This is a genomic window from Paraburkholderia edwinii, from assembly GCF_019428685.1.
Taxonomy (GTDB): Bacteria; Pseudomonadota; Gammaproteobacteria; order Burkholderiales; family Burkholderiaceae; genus Paraburkholderia; species Paraburkholderia edwinii.
In genome coordinates, this window is the sequence record NZ_CP080096.1 from 1180446 (window position 1) to 1196911 (window position 16466).

16 protein-coding genes are annotated in these 16466 nt (G+C 62.5%); 9 read left to right on the forward strand and 7 right to left on the reverse strand.

The features are described from left to right. The first annotated feature begins 12 nt into the window (after nt 1-12). The 3 genes from KZJ38_RS27035 (at nt 13) to KZJ38_RS27045 (ending at nt 3714) form a co-directional block, all read left to right on the forward strand. Entirely contained in the window at nt 13-2241 is a 2229-nt protein-coding gene (locus KZJ38_RS27035; protein WP_219803024.1) for a xanthine dehydrogenase family protein molybdopterin-binding subunit, read from the forward strand. A gap of 144 nt (nt 2242-2385) precedes the next feature. Continuing rightward, complete coding sequence (locus tag KZJ38_RS27040; protein ID WP_219803026.1) at nt 2386-3183, forward strand: alpha/beta hydrolase; 798 nt, start codon at nt 2386-2388, stop codon at nt 3181-3183. Nucleotides 3184-3390: 207 nt separating this feature from the next. Beyond that, nucleotides 3391-3714 carry a hypothetical protein gene (locus KZJ38_RS27045; RefSeq protein ID WP_219803027.1) on the forward strand — a complete coding sequence of 108 codons (324 nt, stop codon included), beginning with the start codon at nt 3391-3393 and terminating at the stop codon, nt 3712-3714. Between the two features lie 41 nt (nt 3715-3755). On the opposite strand, the gene KZJ38_RS27050 is transcribed toward KZJ38_RS27045, so the two are convergent. Further along, nucleotides 3756-4136 (reverse strand): BON domain-containing protein, encoded by a 381-nt coding sequence (locus tag KZJ38_RS27050; RefSeq protein WP_219803029.1) that lies wholly within the window; start codon nt 4134-4136, stop codon nt 3756-3758. A gap of 236 nt (nt 4137-4372) precedes the next feature. Here KZJ38_RS27050 and KZJ38_RS27055 point away from each other — a divergent pair, with 236 nt between their 5' ends. Next, nucleotides 4373-5197: an alpha/beta fold hydrolase gene (locus KZJ38_RS27055; RefSeq protein ID WP_219803031.1), complete on the forward strand. Its 825-nt coding sequence runs from the start codon at nt 4373-4375 to the stop codon at nt 5195-5197. A gap of 3 nt (nt 5198-5200) precedes the next feature. Continuing rightward, nucleotides 5201-6088, forward strand: a complete 888-nt coding sequence (locus KZJ38_RS27060) for an SMP-30/gluconolactonase/LRE family protein (RefSeq protein WP_219803033.1) — start codon at nt 5201-5203, stop codon at nt 6086-6088. Between the two features lie 50 nt (nt 6089-6138). On the opposite strand, the gene KZJ38_RS27065 is transcribed toward KZJ38_RS27060, so the two are convergent. The 5 genes from KZJ38_RS27065 to KZJ38_RS27085 form a co-directional block, all read right to left on the reverse strand. Then, nucleotides 6139-7161: an alpha/beta fold hydrolase gene (locus KZJ38_RS27065; protein ID WP_219803034.1), complete on the reverse strand. Its 1023-nt coding sequence runs from the start codon at nt 7159-7161 to the stop codon at nt 6139-6141. Between the two features lie 134 nt (nt 7162-7295). After that, nucleotides 7296-8066 carry a molybdopterin-dependent oxidoreductase gene (locus KZJ38_RS27070; protein ID WP_219803036.1) on the reverse strand — a complete coding sequence of 257 codons (771 nt, stop codon included), beginning with the start codon at nt 8064-8066 and terminating at the stop codon, nt 7296-7298. After that, a complete protein-coding gene (locus KZJ38_RS27075) occupies nt 8063-8689 on the reverse strand; it encodes a cytochrome b/b6 domain-containing protein (protein WP_219803038.1) in 627 nt (208 codons plus the stop codon). Before KZJ38_RS27075 ends, KZJ38_RS27070 begins: the two co-directional genes overlap by 4 nt. A 62-nt stretch (nt 8690-8751) precedes the next feature. Beyond that, nucleotides 8752-9444 carry a hypothetical protein gene (locus KZJ38_RS27080; protein ID WP_219803040.1) on the reverse strand — a complete coding sequence of 231 codons (693 nt, stop codon included), beginning with the start codon at nt 9442-9444 and terminating at the stop codon, nt 8752-8754. A gap of 286 nt (nt 9445-9730) precedes the next feature. Continuing rightward, the gene (locus KZJ38_RS27085) at nt 9731-11176 is read right to left on the reverse strand and encodes an NAD-dependent succinate-semialdehyde dehydrogenase (RefSeq protein WP_219803041.1); all 1446 of its coding nucleotides are present in this window, start codon (nt 11174-11176) and stop codon (nt 9731-9733) included. A gap of 269 nt (nt 11177-11445) precedes the next feature. Between KZJ38_RS27085 and KZJ38_RS27090 the strand changes: the two genes are divergently transcribed. Then, nucleotides 11446-12075: a nucleoside/nucleotide kinase family protein gene (locus KZJ38_RS27090; RefSeq protein ID WP_219803043.1), complete on the forward strand. Its 630-nt coding sequence runs from the start codon at nt 11446-11448 to the stop codon at nt 12073-12075. Nucleotides 12076-12169: 94 nt separating this feature from the next. On the opposite strand, the gene KZJ38_RS27095 is transcribed toward KZJ38_RS27090, so the two are convergent. Next, a complete protein-coding gene (locus KZJ38_RS27095) occupies nt 12170-12943 on the reverse strand; it encodes an SDR family NAD(P)-dependent oxidoreductase (RefSeq protein WP_219803045.1) in 774 nt (257 codons plus the stop codon). Nucleotides 12944-13231: 288 nt separating this feature from the next. Between KZJ38_RS27095 and gcvA the strand changes: the two genes are divergently transcribed. From gcvA to KZJ38_RS27110, 3 genes are all read left to right on the forward strand, one after another. Then, complete coding sequence (gcvA, locus tag KZJ38_RS27100) at nt 13232-14146, forward strand: transcriptional regulator GcvA (protein WP_219803046.1); 915 nt, start codon at nt 13232-13234, stop codon at nt 14144-14146. A gap of 198 nt (nt 14147-14344) precedes the next feature. Then, entirely contained in the window at nt 14345-15124 is a 780-nt protein-coding gene (locus KZJ38_RS27105) for a bestrophin-like domain (protein WP_219803047.1), read from the forward strand. Between the two features lie 309 nt (nt 15125-15433). Continuing rightward, nucleotides 15434-16375, forward strand: coding sequence for an ABC transporter substrate-binding protein (locus KZJ38_RS27110; RefSeq protein WP_219803049.1), 942 nt, complete (start codon nt 15434-15436; stop codon nt 16373-16375). Nucleotides 16376-16466 lie beyond the last annotated feature (91 nt).

A 16466-nucleotide genomic window follows, 5' to 3' on the forward strand; every position in this document is an offset into this window, starting at 1 on the left:
TAGGACTTCACCATGTCCACCGTGAGTGACACCATGCTGTCCGTGATCGGACAGCCGCACGTGCGTATCGACGGACCGTTGAAAGTCAGCGGCGCGGCGACGTACACGTCGGATATCGATCTGCCGGGACTGCTGTATGCCGTGCCCGTATGCAGCACGATCGCAAGCGGACGCATCACGTCGCTTGAGTTCGCCGGCGCGCAGAGCATGCCCGGCGTGCATGCCGTGCTTCATCGCGGCAATGTCGGCCGCTTCTACCGGATCTCGGGCAATTCGATCGATACGGGCTTCGTCGATGAGCAGCGCCCGCCTTTCGAAGACGATGTGATCCGCTATTACGGCCAGTATGTCGCGGTGGTGATCGCCGATACGTTCGAAGCCGCGAGCGCGGCCGCCGTCGCGGTCAAGGTCGGCTACGAGGTCGCGGCGCATGACGTGAGCGATGAGCTTGACAGCCGCGACGAGCTGCATGTCGAGAGCGAACGCGGCGATGCTGCGCGCGCTTACGACAGCGCGTCCGTCAAACTCGACGCGACCTATGTGACGCCCGTCGAAACGCACAACCCGATCGAACTGCACGCGACGGTCGCGGTTTGGGACGGCGAGGGCTACACGTTCTATGAAACGAGCCAGGCCGTTGCGAACCATCAGGGCTCGCTGATGCAGATGCTTGGCTTGCCCAAAGAGAAAGTGCGCGTGATCTCGCGCTTTCTCGGCTCGGGCTTCGGCAGCAAGCTATGGATGTGGCCGCACTCGCTGCTCGCCGCCGCGGCGACGCGGCATACGGGGCGGCCGGTCAAGCTGGTCGTGAGCCGCAAGATGATGTTCCAGAATGTCGGCCATCGTCCGGTGACGCAGCAGCGCATGCGCTTGTCGGCGGACCGCGACGGCAAGCTGACTTCGATCCGTCACGAGTACATGAACCACACGTCGATCGACGATGACTATCAGGAAGCCTGCGGCGAAATCACGCCGTTTCTGTATAGCGTGCCGAATCTGCGCGTGAGTTCGGGGCTCGTGAAACGCCATGTCGGCTCGCCGACCTCGATGCGCGGGCCGGGCGCGGTGCCGGGGCTCTACGCGCTCGAATCGGCGATGAACGAACTTGCGCGTGAACTCAATATCGATCCGGTCGAGCTGCGCTTGAGGAACGAACCGAAGGTCGACGAAAGCACGGGCTTGCCGTTTTCGTCGCGCCATCTCACCGAGTGCCTGCGAACCGGCGCGGAGAAATTCGGCTGGGCGCAACGCACGCCTCAAGTCGGGTCGATGCAACGCGATGGGCTGACGCTCGGGTGGGGCATCGGCGCGTGCGGGTGGCCGGGTTTGCGCTTCTCGGCGCAGGCGTCGGTGGATCTGCGCGCGGACGGCTCGGCGCGCGTGGTGTGCGGCACGCAGGATATCGGTACCGGTACCTACACGATCCTCGCGCAACTGGTTGCGTCGCAGACGGGTTTGCCCATCGAGCGCATCGACGTCGAACTCGGCGATACGATGCTGCCGCTCGGACCGGTCTCGGGCGGCTCGGCGGCGACGGCATCGGTGATTCCCCCGGTGCTGCAAGCGGTACGCGCGGCCATCGATATCGTGCTCGCGCGTGCGGGTGCGCTTGCCGAGTCGCCGTTCAAGGGCGCGAAACGCGAGGAGCTTGCGTTCACCGCGGGCCGCGTGCATCGCAAGGACGCGGCGCCCGACACGGGCGTGCCGTATGGCGCGATCCTGCAGGCGGCGAAGATGTATTCGGCGTCCGGCACCGGCAGCGCGCAGGGCGGCTTCGACGATCCGCTGAAGAAAAAATATTCGATCTACTCATACGGCGCGCACTTCGCGGAGGTGACCTGGCAGCCGGAGACCGCGCGGCTGCGCGTGAGCCGGGTGGTGAGCGTGATCGACGCGGGGCGTATTCTGAATCCGCATGCGGGGCGCAGCCAGATTGAAGGGGCGGTGGTGATGGGCGTCGGCATGGCGTTGTTCGAGCACACGACGTACGACCCGAAAAGCGGGGCGCCGATCAACAGCAGTCTCGCCGACTACATCATCCCGTCGCATGCGGATAGTCCGAAGCTCGATGTGACCTTTCTCGATTACCCGGACACGGTGTTCAATGAGCTTGGTGCGCGAGGAATTGCGGAGATTGGTCTGGCGGGCATTGCCGCGGCGATCACCGACGCGGTTCATCATGCGACCGGTGTGCGTGTGCGCAAGCTGCCGGTGATGATTGAAGATCTGCTAGGCGCGTAGTGAGCGGAACACATTCTTTTCGCGCTCGTATGGCTGGATTGTGACCGGGGCAATCGAAAAAAATTAAACATCATCGTCGAGGTGAAGCCCCGTGAACCAGAAGGATCGCGAATCAATATTCGAAGCCGGGAGCCATACGAAACGATGAAACTTGCCGGGCCGATCCTGCTCGTCGGCGTCGCATGTCTCGCCTTATTGATAGGGGTGTACTTGCTGCAGGATCGGCTGCTGTACTTTCCCGAGAAAAGCACGATTCGACAAGTTGTTTCCGCGGGACTTCGGGCGTGGCCGACCGCTGAGGCGTTCCGGGGGCTTGTGGCTGAGCCACCCGGAGCGGCGCGCGGCACGGCCATCGTTTTTCACGGCAACGCGGGACATGCCGGCGACCGTTCACATTACGCCACGGCGCTCAACCGGCTCGGGATGCGTGTGATTCTCGCCGAGTACCCTGGCTACAGACCACGCGACGGCGAGCTCGGCGAACAACATCTGAGCGCCGATGCCGGACAGACCATCGCGCTGGCTCACCGCCAATATGGCGCGCCGTTGCTGATTATCGGCGAGTCGCTTGGCGCGGCCGTCGCGGCTTCTGTCGCCGTTCGCGAACGGGACAGGATTGCGGGCCTGCTGCTTATTACGCCGTGGGATCGCCTCGAGCACGTCGCTGCGTATCACTATCGGTGGCTGCCGGTGAAGTGGCTGCTGCGCGACCGGTACGACAGCGCCGGCAATCTGGGTTCGTTCGACCGTCCTGTTCTGGTCGTTACCGCGCAGCACGACCGTATCGTCCCCGTGCGCTTTGGCGAAGCGCTCTATAGCGCGCTGTCCGAGCCAAAGCGCCTCGTTGTCGTCAAAGACGCTGGGCACAACGACTGGATCGGCTACGTCGACGATCGCTGGTGGAACGACGCGATCGGTTTCCTGCTGAAGCCTTCTGCGTGAGCCTGGCGATTAAACATACTTAAGCACGTGAGCAGGGCAGAAGTCGCTCAGCCCGTCTGCCGGTGCATTGGGGGCGGCATTCGGCGCGCGTCCGTGCTGCCGTTACGCGCCGTTACACATGATCGATCGTTGTAATAGCGGTCCGCCATTCCTGACACTATCCTTTCGATTACGTGGTCGAGCGTATCGCCACGGGAAGGACTGATCATGAAGCGCGCACTATTGTGGCTTGCCGCGGGAGTCGCGGTGGCAAGCCTGGACGATGTCGCGTGGGCGCACGCAAGCGTAGGCGTTTATGTAGGCGGTCCGGTGTATGCGGTTCCGCCGCCCGTGATTTACCGTCCGTATCCGCCTCCTGTGATTTACAGGGGGCCGCCAGTCTACGCGCCACCTCCCGTCGTTTTCGGGCCGCCTCCCGGCTACTACTACTATCGGTACCCGTACGGCTATCGCGGCTGGTGGGGGCGCCCGTACTGGCGAGGTTATGGATACGGCTACGGCGGATATCGGGGTTATTATCGTCACCGCTGAGTCATCGCTGAGTCATCGCTTAGCCACCGTTCAATCCGCCCTCAATATCCTTCCGGACGCCGTATCAATTCGTTGTCCACCGAAACAACACCTGTTACGTGCATGGTCGCAGCCCCTGCGGCCTGAACCATGTTTTGATCGGGCACACCGCCAATCAAAGTCACGTTGCCGTTCTTCGCCAGAATCGAGATATCCGACGTGTCCACCTTTGCGCGAAAAATCGCACGTCGGACATCTTTCTCGATCTGATGACTAGCGTGACGACTGCTCGCACCGGATGCCGCGTTACGGGCCGAGGCGATCGTCACGGGGGTGCAAACGAGCGCGATGCTCGCCATGATCGGTCTGAACAGCAGCGTCTTCAACATTGAGCTTTCCATCGCAAAACGGGTGTTGAATCGATCGCCGGAATCGATCGTCACTACGCGCGCCGACATCGACAACGACCCTTTGCACAAATTCGCTTCCGCTTTGCCGGACGCAGCGTCCAGCGAAGCCGCAATTATCTGGTGCGCAATCTATAGCGTGCCGGAAGCGAAGTTAAGTAGAGTTGCGTTAGTCGATGCGACAGAACGATGTTGACTTTGTTGCTCGCGAGATTCTCAACACGTGTTCAGAGTCTCGCGACCCTCGAATCCTGAAAAAGGCGCGGATGGAAATGGACGAAACACGACAATCTTTTCTTGAGACTTCACATGGTTCGATCGCGGTGGAAGAGCGGGGGCAGAGCGGTATTACCGTTCTGATGTTGCATGGCAATTCCTTCTGCCGGGGCGTATTCCGTCACCAGTTCGAGGGGCGGCTCGCGGCCCACGGCCGCCGGCTGATCGCGATGGATTTTCCGGGGCACGGACAGTCGGGCGATGCGCTCGATCCGATGCGCACCTATACGCGTCCCGGTCTTGCGGATGCAGCAGTCGAAGTGCTGCAGAAGCTCCAGATCGACGAGGCGGTCGTGGTCGGCTGGTCGCTTGGCGGTCACGTTGCAATCGATATGATTGCGCGCTTTGCGGGTTTGCGCGGCCTGATGATCGTCGGCGCGCCGCCGGTATCGCGCGACAACATGGCCGAGGGCTTCACCGGTCATCCGCACGCGCGGGCAGCAGGCCGCGAACAGTTATCCGCTACGGAGATCGACGATTTCGTGGCGACGATCATGGGGGAATGGGCGGAGCCTTTTATTCGCGACGCGGTCGCGCGTGCCGATGGACGTTTTCGCAAGCGGCTTTTCGAAGCGCTTCGCACTGAAACAGATTATGTGGATCAGCGTGTCACGGTAAAGAACAGCGCGGTGCCGCTTGCGGTGGTAAACGGTGTGGACGATCCGGTCGTCAACCTCGATTACTTCGACAAGCTAAGCTACGGCAACTTGTGGGAAGGACGCTGCCATCGCTTGCCGGGACTGGGCCATGCGCCGTTCTGGCAAGGTCCGGATCAGTTCGATGCGTTGCTCGAGCGCTTCCTCGAAGACCTGGCGGAGTGAAGCATGCAGTCCTCGCGCTTTAACGCGTTACGGCTGCCGTCGGCGTCGGTTGAGTGCCTCTATCGCGGCACGCAATGGTCCGAGGGTCCCGTCTGGTTCGACGACGGAAACTGCCTGCTGTGGAGCGACATTCCGAACAACCGCATCCTGCGCTGGGATGGCGCTACCGGTGCGGTCACGACATTTCGTCAACCGTCGAACCACGCGAACGGCAACACGCGCGACCACGAAGGCCGGCTCGTCACGTGTGAGCACCAGGCATGCAGAGTCACGCGCACCGGGCACAACGGCACGATTACGGTACTCGCAGACAGCTATCAAGGCAGACGTCTCAATTCGCCGAACGATGTCGTCGTCAAAGCGGATGGCTCGATCTGGTTCACCGACCCGAGCTTCGCGATCAACAGCTTTAATCAAGGTGCGCCAAGAGACCCGGAACTGCGTCCAGGCGTATATCGCATTGATGGACAGTCGGGCGAGGTGTCGCTTGTGAGCGATGAGATCCATGGGCCGAACGGACTCGCCTTTTCTCCGGACGAAGCGCGGCTATACGTCGTCGATTCGCGCGACGAACCGCGCAAGATTCGCGTATTCGATGTCGTGCGCAATGGTCGCGCGCTCGCGGGAAACCGTGTGTTGATCGACGCGGGCGAAGGCAGGCCCGATGGCTTGCGTGTCGATATTCACGGGAACCTGTGGTGCGCGTGGGGAATGGGCGCGGGACTCGATGGCGTGCGGGTATTTTCACCGGATGGCGAGCTGCTCGGGCACATTGAATTGCCCGAGCGCTGCATGAATGTGTGCTTCGGCGGCGAGCATCGCAACCGGCTATTTATGGCGACGGTCAACGGCCTGTATGCGCTGTATGCGAATACGCGGGGTGTGATCTGAAGAGCCGAAGGGAAGAGCCGAAGGGAAGAGCCGAAGGGAAGAGCCGAAGGTCACGCGCCTAGCCATTCCGCCCTCATCCATTCATCGATCGCGCGGCATACATCGAGCGGCTGTTCCAGCATGATGTTGTGTCCGCCGTCGATCGTCACTTCAGTCAATCGCTCGCAATCCTCGCGCATCGGCTCGGCGAGGCGGCTTGTCGTCGTGTCGCAAACGGCGTCGTTGCTCGCGTGAATGAACATCGACGGTAGCGCGATGCGTCCGAAGTTTGGCGCTCGAGCCGCATAGGCAAGATTGGCCACGTCGTTCATATACCATGCGTTAGCGCCGGCGAAGCCGGTCTCGGTGAATGCCGCCACCAGCGTGTCGAAGTCGTCCTGACCGAGTAGCACGTTCTCGCGCGGCGTCGCTGGCGCACGACGCGCCGCGCCGAACCAGCCGTTTTGCGCGCGAATGCCTGCTGTAAAGGCCGGCACATCGGGCGCGCGCTTAGGCCGCCTTTGGTAAAGCAGCGCAAGCGTTGCCGCTGTATCGGCTTCGAAGTCCTTTGCGGCCCGTGTGAAATGTTCGCGGTAGAACAGCCAGTAATCCCATTGACCCACCGGATAACGCTCTTCCGCATAGAGGTCGCGATCGATCAGAGGCAGCATCGTAGGCAACGCAAAGCCGCGCGCGACATAGGGAACACAAAGGTTGATCACGCCCGCGCATCGGTCCGCGTGATGCGAGGCCATCGACCATGCAACCGGGCTGCCCCAGTCGTGTCCGACCCAGAGAGCCGGCGTGCCGCCCAGCGCGTCGTGCAGCTCGACCATGTCGGCGACGAATTCGGGTATCGCATAGGCAGCCGTGAAATCGGGCCGCGACGATCCGCCGTAGCCACGCATGTCGGGCGCCACGCAACGCCAGCCGCGCGCCGCGAAATGCTCGATCTGCTGCCGCCATACGAGCCCGATTGCGGGCCAGCCGTGCAGAAAGATCATGAGCGGTCCTTGCTGCGGGCCGGCCTCGATCCATGCCGTCCGATGACGGGCGGTCTCGATGCTATGTCCCGTTGAGATCACTTCATTCACGATTCGACTCCTCGCACATTCCGTTTATCGGGTAGATGAACCTTGCAGGGTGGTTCATCCGGCGCGGCGTGGACAGGCCATTCGCGAAGGCAGTATATGAGTTACGAAGGCTCGGCCATCAGGCAACCGGCAAATCAGACTCCGGCGAACCAGTCGTATCCCTGCTGCTCCCAATACCCGCCGGGGAACGTATTGGTTACCTCGATGGCTTCAATATTTTTCGCACTCTTGAATCCGAGCTTAGTCGGAATCCGTAACCGCACCGGTGCGCCCCACTGCGGCTCGAGCGGTTTCGAGTCGAAATCGAGCGCGAGCAGGGTTTGCGGATGCAGCGCGCTCGCCATGTCGATACTGGTCGAGTAACCGTCGAAGCAGGTGAACGCGACATAGCGCGCGCTCAGATCCGCGCCGATATGACGAAGAAACACATGCAGCGGTACGCCGCGCCACTGGCCGATCTGGCTCCAGCCTTCGATGCAGATATGCCGCGTAATCTGGCTCTCCTGCGGCAGCGCCATCAGCGCCTCAAGCGTCCAGGGCCGTTTCTCGGCAACCTGTCCTGCCACATTGAGCACCCAGCCATCGGGCACGTCGCGCACCTGCCACTCCGGATAATAGGCATTGAAGCGAAAAGGCCGTGTGATCGCGCTTGCCGGATACGTCTGCACGAGCCGATCGCGGCTGAATAGCGCGGCTTGCACCCGGTCGTCGAAGCGAAGGATCGATTCGAGCGCGGCGTCGACGCCCGAATGGGTCGAGAGGTCGCAGCCGCTCAGCAACGCGAGGCCGCCGAGCGAAAGGGTGCGCTTCAGGAAGCCTCGCCGGCTGACGCGGGCCAGCTGCGCCTTGATGTCGTCGGCGCTGACGGCGACGAGTTTGCGTTCGGGTTTGAGCTGGTCGGTCACCGCTGTTCCTCCGTTTCGCGGGGCGCGGCAACGATCATCGATTTCAACGTGCGAGGATGGATCGCGACGAGCGTCACATGAATGACGGCAAACGCGACAATCCCGAACATGATCGCGAGATGGATATGGCGCGCGAGCGGATAGCCGCCGAACACCGACGCGAGCCAGCCGAACTGCACCGGCTTCCAGATCGCGAGCCCAGTCGCCACCTGCACGACGATGGCGACGATCACGCCGACATAGAGCCCGCGTTGCACCGCGTTGTAGTGCCCGAGCCGATGTCCGAGCCTGAAACGCAGCGCGGCAACCATATCGCGCGCGAATGCGCCGGGCGACGGCGGCCGCAGATCGTCGCGGAAGTGTCCCGATGCAAAGCCGTAAATCAGATAGGCGAGCCCGTCCGCGCACAGCAGCCACATCGCGCTGAGATGCCACGCGAGGGCGCCGCCGAGCCAGCCGCCGAGGCCCGTCCACGCTGGAAAAACGAACGGCAGGTCGGGCGACGCATTGTAGATTTCCCAGCCGCTGAAAATCATGCATCCCATCGCGTAGACGCCGATCCAGTGCATCACGCGGATCGGAACCGGATGAGCGGGCCGCGATGACCCAGGAGCATTGCGCATCGGCGTCTCCTCAAAATGACGTTGGCATGACAAAACAGCCCGGTGCAAAACCGGGCTGCGGCTTACATCGGGGGCTTCACGCCGTCGATACCGACCGCGACGAGGCCTGCCTTCGCCTGACCGTTATCCGTGACCGCCTGCACGAAGACTGACGCGCCTTTCATCAGGTCCGCCGTCGAACCGGGACGGAACGTGACGATCGGTGCGGTCGGCGGCACGAGGATGCTTTGTTCGCCGCCTTTATAGGAAACCGTCAGCTTCTTGACGCCGTTCTGCGCGGACGACGCGCTTACGCTGCCGTTCGTCATTGCACTGTTGACCGATGCGCCGGACGGCGCCGAAACGGCTGCGACGTTGCCGTTCGTCATCGCGCTCGCCGTGGTCGAGTGACCGCCGGCCAGCGTCGTATCGGGCAGCTTGTCCCACGCATAGTGGCCTTCGCCGACGCCTTTCATCGCGGCCGGAAAGACCACCACTTCGAGCGCGACCTGCGTCGGGCCGACGCTTTTGGTCGCCGTGCCGATGTAGCTGCCTTGCTCGATCTTGTCGAGACTCGAATTGATCACGCCAAGGTACTTCGTGTCGCCGGTAAGGGCGATCGGCAGATCCTCTCCCGCCGTGGTGTGCACGACGATCTTGCTGGCATCGACCGACGCAATGGTGCCGCGAATCCGCGCAGGCGCGGTGGGCGGGGCGGCAATGGCCGTTACGCTGGAGAACAGGAGGGCCGCAAGCGCGATACTGATTCGTTTCATCGTCGTTCCTTTTTGGGCTAAGTGGAGAGTGGACCGGCCGGCATCGGGATGCATCGATATGCATCGAGCGCGTAAGTCACAGCATGATGCTGCACGGGCGTTGCCGGTATCGGTCAAATGTCCGATGCGGGCGATCACTGACCAGAACGGCCAGTGCCATCGGGAATTCCGCGCACAAAAAAAGACCGGGGCGCGAGGCCCCGGTCCAGTGTGCTGCATCGAGCGCAAATAAGTGCAAATACGGAAATACAGTAAAGGCGCATTTGCGCGTGCGGATTGCCTTGCCTTACACCGACATGACCGTCACTGACTTCGTCACGAGGTACGGCTCGAGCGCTTCCGGTCCGCCTTCCGAGCCATAGCCCGAATCCTTGACGCCGCCGAACGGCATTTCCGGCCACGGCGTGGCCGGCTGGTTGATCCACAGCATGCCGACTTCGAGCGAATTCGACAGCAGATGCACATTGCGGAACGAGCGCGTGAAGGCATAACTCGCGAGACCGTACGGCAGGCGGTTGGCTTCCGCAATCGCATCCTCGAGCTTATCGAAGCCGCGAATCGCCGCGATCGGGCCGAACGGCTCTTCGTTGAACACGTCGGCGTCGAGCGGCACTTCGGTCAGCACGGTCGGCCGGAAGAAGTTGCCCGCGTCGGAGAAGCGCTCGCCGCCGGTGGCCACCGTCGCGCCTTTCTCGCGTGCATTGGCGACGATGTTTGTCATCGCGGTCAAACGGCGCGGATTCGCGAGCGGCCCGAGCGTCGTGCCTTCGGCGAGGCCGTCGCCGAGCTTCAGGCTTTCCGCGTGCTTGACCAGCGCGCGCGCGAAATCTTCGCGCACGCTGTTGTGCACGAGGAAGCGTGTCGGCGAAATGCAAACCTGGCCTGCGTTACGGAATTTGGCGCCGCCCGAGGCGCGCACGGCGAGTTCGAGATCGGCGTCTTCAGCGACGATCACCGGTGCATGGCCACCGAGTTCCATCGTCGCGCGCTTCATATGCTGGCCGGCCAGCGCCGCCAGTTGCTTGCCGACGGCCGTCGAACCCGTGAACGTCACCTTACGGATCGCCGGATGCGAAATCAGGAAGCGCGAGATTTCGGCGGGGTCGCCGTACACCAGGCCGACCACACCGGCCGGCACGCCCGCGTCGACAAACGCGCGCAGCAGCTGGGCAGGCGACGCCGGCGTTTCTTCCGGGGCTTTCACGATAAACGAGCAGCCGGTGGTGAGCGCCGCGGACAGTTTCCGCACGACCTGGTTGACCGGGAAGTTCCACGGCGTAAACGCCGCGACCGGCCCGACCGGTTCCTTGATGACCGTCTGCTGCGCGGCCGGATTACGCGGCGGCACGATGCGGCCATACACGCGGCGGCCTTCGTCGGCGAACCAGTCGATGATATCGGCGCCCGACATGACTTCGATGCGCGCTTCGGCGAACGGCTTGCCCTGTTCCTGCGTCATCAGCCGCGCGATCGAATCGGCACGCTCGCGCAGCAGTGCGGCGGCCTTGCGCATCATTGCCGCGCGGTCGAATGCCGGAACCTTGCGCCAGGCTTCGAAACCACGTTGCGCGGCGGCGACCGCGCGCTCCAGATCGGCGACGCCGGCATGCGCGACCTTGCCGATCACGTTGCCGGTTGCGGGGTTGACGACGTCGATGGTTTTGCCGCTTGCGCTAGCGCACCATTCGCCGTCGATAAGCAAAAGGGTATCGGTGTAGGTTGCGGTGTCCATGGTTCTCCGGATTGTGTTGGAGTAAAGGTCGACGCGACCGCGATACAAGCGGCCGGGCGTGGCGAGGGATGCTAAATGTGTATGTGAACAGGAAGTGAAACGGACGTCTCCATCCCTTAATGTTACAGAGAGTTCGCGGCGCCTGCTTGAGGTGTGCTGGTGGTGCGCTGGTCATCTGCAAAAGTTCTGAATGCGAACGACCGGGAAATAGGCGTCGCGGCGCCGGCGTGATACAAAGTAGGCCGGATGCATATCACAAGGCAACGGAGATGACGATCGAATCCCATCTGGCGAGAATCCGCGCAAAAACGGCTAACGGCGAGCGCCTGATTATCGGACTCACGGGCGCGCCCGGCGCGGGCAAGTCGACGCTTGCGCAGATGCTGGTCGAACATCTGGGCAGCGAGGCCGTGGTCGTGCCGATGGACGGCTATCACCTTGCGAACACGGTGCTTGCGCAGCTCGGCCGCGCGGACCGCAAGGGCGCGGAAGATACCTTCGACAGCGCGGGGTATGTGGCGCTGCTGCGCCGTCTGCGCGCGCAGGGCAACGATGAAATCGTCTATGCGCCGGTGTTCCGGCGCGAGATCGAGGAACCGATTGCCAATGCGATTCCGGTTTTGCCGGAAACGCCCGTCGTCATTACCGAGGGCAATTATCTGTTGCTCGAGCGCGGCCATTGGCGGCATGTGCGCGAGCTTATCGACGAAATCTGGTTCGTCGATATCGACGGCGATCTGCGTCGCGAGCGGCTGATCGCACGTCACATGCATTTTGGGCGGTCTGCCGCGGCCGCGAAGGAATGGGTCGAACGCAGCGATGAAGCCAATGCGCGTCTGATCGATGCCACGCGAGATCGAGCCGACTACGTGATCGATCTCGCGCCCGGCAAGCAATGAGAAAAGATTTTCGGTTGACCGCCGACTAGCGTATCGAGAGAAAGGTACCGAAAGAAAGGTATCGAAAGAAAGCGAAGCGTTCGCCCTGCGCCTGTCAGTTGCGGCCGGACATCACGCCGCCGTCGACGTCCCATATCGCGCCCGTGACCCAACCGGCCTTGTCCGACAGCAGGAACGTCACGACTTCGGCGACATCCTGCGGCGTGCCGATGCGGCCGAGCGGATGGAAGCTGTTGAAGCCTTGCAGCGCGCTATGCACCTCGGCCTTCGGAATAAAGCCTTCGTAGATCGGCGTTTGCACGACCGCCGGCGACACCGCGTTGACGCGGATCCGCTTTGACGCCAGTTCCATCGCGAGGTGCTGCGTCAGCGAATGCAGGCCCGCCTTGGCCATCGAGTATGCCGACGACGGCGTGGCCGCAATGGCTTGCCGCGCCCACATCGAACCGATATTGACGATCGCGCCGGGGCGATCGCGCGCAACGAGATTGGCCACGACCGTCTGCGTGATAAAGAACGTCGCCCTGTTGAGCTTCATGTACTGGTCGTAGTCGGCTTCCTGATGCTCGAGAAAGGGCTTCGGAAAGAACACGCCGGCCGCATTGACCAGCAGGTCGATGTCGGGATGCTGTTCGCCGATGGTCTTGAGCAGCGCGGCGACGTCTTCGTTGTTGCCGAGGTTCACCGTCAGCGAGGCAACCGTGCCTGACGCAGCCAGTTCCTTGCGCGCCTCTTCAGTCTTCTCAGGACGGTGGCCCACGATTACCGCGCTGCCGCCTCCCGCGAGCACCGTTCGCGCCGTCGCGAGACCGATGCCGCTCGTGCCGCCGATCACCAGCAGCTTCTTACCCTTGAATTGATCGCTCACTTGCCATTCCTTTTCCGGTCGATCGACAGGAGTCAATTGAAAGAAAGTCCGGCATCATGCTGAAAGAAAAACTTAATATTTCGGCTGACACCGGATGGCCCGCTGCCGGTTTCGAACATGGGGCAACCGGATGCAACGAGGCCTATATTTATCAGAGATTCTTCGCCGCTTCACTGTGGGCGGCAAATGAGATAAAGTTTGAGGGATTGAAAGAAAAACTTTACCGTCACTCACGATCCCGGCGTTGGCCTAGCATCCATCCTGGCATCGACATCGACCCCGCGCCGCATGAAATCGCCTGTCCATCTGAACGCGTTGCGCGCCTTCGAAGCGAGCGCGCGCCATCAAAGTTTTTCCGCGGCGGCGGCCGAACTGAACGTCACGCCCGCGGCGGTCGGCCAGCTTGTGCGCAACCTCGAGGAGTGGCTCGGCGCGCCGCTGTTCCATCGCGGCGCCAGTGGGCGAACGCGCCTGGTTCTCACCGAAGCCGCTGAGCATGCACTGCCCGATATCCGTGCGGGCTTCGACCGGCTCGCGCTCGGGCTCGAGCGGCTCAAGGAGGGCGTCGCCGACAGCAGCGTGCTGACCGTGACCGTCAGCCCGGCGTTTGCCGCCAAGTGGTTGCTGCCGCGCATCGACCGGTTCCAGGCCGCCTGGCCCGACATGGACGTGCGCCTCGAAACGAGTCTGAAGCCCGTCGATTTCATTGCGCGGCGCATCGATATCGGCGTGCGCTACGGCATGGGAAGCTGGCCCGGCCTCGTGGCCGACAAGCTCATGGACGAAGAGGTCTATCCGGTCGCTTCGCCCGAACGGCTACGCGGGCCGCAGCGCCTGCGCAAGCCAAACGACCTCGCACGCGAAACCCTGATCCACGATCTGTCGATGGAAGGCCACGCGGGTTTTCCGTCGTGGAACGCGTGGTTGAAAAAAGCAGACGCGACGGGCGTCGCAACCAGCCGCGGCATGAAGATCAACAATTCCGCGGCGGTGTTGCAAGCGGCTATCGAAGGTCACGGCGTCGCGCTTGCGCGCAGCGTGATGGCGCGCGACGACCTGGCGGCCGGGCGGCTCATACGGCTGTTCCCCGATATCGCCTTCACGTCGCCGCTCGCATACTTCGTGGTTTATCGGCCCGAACGCGCGAACCTGCCAGGACTCGTGGCATTTCGGGAATGGTTGTTCAAAGAGGCCATCGCTTAGCCTCTTTTCGCGCTCACGTTCGTGTTCGCGCTCACGTTTGCGTCGTGGTGCCGCGACCGCCCGATAAAAGGCGTTTTATGCCGCGCGAATTTCGTATTTCGCGCGGACAACGCTTATGCTTCGTGTGCACTTGCCGTCCCGTTGATCCGCAGCAGTCCCGTTCTTAGCCTCGCACGGATAAGCATGGAGGATGCGCCAATGATCGATTCGTGGTTACACAATCTTCCAATATGGGAAATGGCAATCGTCTGTTTCGCCGCGAGCTTTCTCGTGGGATGGGCGATTCACGTCGTAACAGGCCGGCTTGCCGCGGGCCCGCATGGGCGATCGTGGATGACGGTTTCGCCGGGTCTGCTGTCGCCGATCGGCGTGATCTTCGGTCTGCTTGTCGCATTCACCGCGGCGCAGGTCTGGACCGATACCGAGCGAGCCAGTGCCGCGGTCGCCGCGGAAGCGAGTGCGCTCAGATCGGTGGTGATCGTGTCCGCCGTCTTGCCGGAGGGCCCGCGCGGCCAGATTCGGGAGCTCGTCAAGGAGCACATCGAGCACGTCGTCGATGAAGAATGGCCGATGATGGCGCGCGGTGACGTGACGCTCAAAATCAGTCCGCCCGAGTTGAACAAGGCGCTTCAGCTCACGCTGTCGTTGACGCTTGAAACGCCCGGGCAGCAAACCGCGCAGCGCGAGGTGGCCACGTATCTGGAACAGGCGCTCGAGGCGCGACGCCAGCGCATTCTCGTGAGCCGCTCGGAAGTGAATCCGGTCAAGTGGCTATCGCTGATCTTTCTCGGCGGCTGCCTGCAGGTGACGGTCGCACTCGTTCATTGTCACAACCGGCTCGGCTCCGCGGTATCGATCGGACTTTTTTCCGCGGGCTTCGCGGCGGCCATGCTGTTGATCCTCGCGCACGACCGGCCGTTTACGGGGCAAGTCGCCGTGCGGCCCGCGTCGCTATTGCAGGTGATGCCCGATTCGTGATCGCGATTCGAAACGCGGTCGATCGCCAAGGCACTTAAGCGTCGCGAGCCGACGCGCCAAGGCGGTGCAAACAGAAGTACTGCGAGCTTCACTTCCCCCGCTCCCGTTGAAAAGCCTCGCCCTGAGGCGCCAGCCCACAGGCATGCTGCGGCGCGCCATGAAAACCGATTTTCATGTTCGACTTTGGTTGATATAGTTCTGTTATGTTTGATATTGTTCGTTTCGCGATGCGATTCGAACACAAACATCGCTTCAAACATGGCCAGCATCGTTTGAGCACACCAACTACACAATCAAAGGAGACGTCCGATGAAGAAGAGTCTTGCCTGTCTGCTCGCCACTTCCCTGTTTGCCTTCGCGGCGGGCGCGCACGCCGCCGACAAACCGCTGCGCTCGGTCGGCGTGACGGTCGGCGATCTGGCCAACCCGTACTTCGTCGCGGTCGGGCAAAGCGTGACGCGCCAGGCGCACAAGATCAACCCGAATGCGCAGGTGACGGTCGTGTCGGCCAAGTACGACCTCAATACGCAAGTCGGACAGATCGACAATTTCATCGCGAACAAGGTCGACCTGATCATTCTCGGCGCGGCCGATTCGAAGGGCATCGGCCCCGAAGTGAAGAAGGCCGAGAAGGCGGGCATCATCGTCGTCGCAGTGGATGTGGGCGCCGAGGGCGCCGATGCGACCGTCATGTCCGATAACACGATGGCCGGCCAGGAGTCGTGCAAATACATCGCGCAGCAGATGAACGGCAAAGGCAATCTCGTGATCGTCAACGGCCCGCCGGTCTCGTCGATCATCGATCGCGTGACGGGCTGCAAGGCCGCGCTGGCCAAGTATCCGTCCATCAAGATTCTTTCCGATAACCAGGACGCGGGCGGCAGCCGCGACGGCGGTCTGACGTCGATGTCGAACCTGCTCGCCGCTTATCCGAAGATCGACGCGGTGTTCGGCGTCAACGACCCGACCGCGATCGGCGCCGAACTCGCGGTCAAGCAAGCCAAGCGCGCCGACATCAAGCTGATCGGCGGTGTCGACGGCGGTCCCGACGGTGTGCAGGCGCTCAAGACGCCGCAGTCGCTGTTCGTCGTGTCGCCCGCGCAGGATCCGAACGGCATGGCGGCGCAAGCGGTCGACGTCGGCTATGCGTTGATGAACGGCAAGGCGCCGAAGGACAAGGTCAAGCTGCTGCCCACGCCGCCGATCACGCGCGCGAACGTCGCCACGTACCAGGGCTGGATTCGCGACTGAGCGGCTGAGTCTGTGGTTGCGGCTGCGGCCACGGCCGCGGCTGTGATCCGGTGACGGCGAGCCGCGCGGCAACGATGCGAAAAGCTCGCGC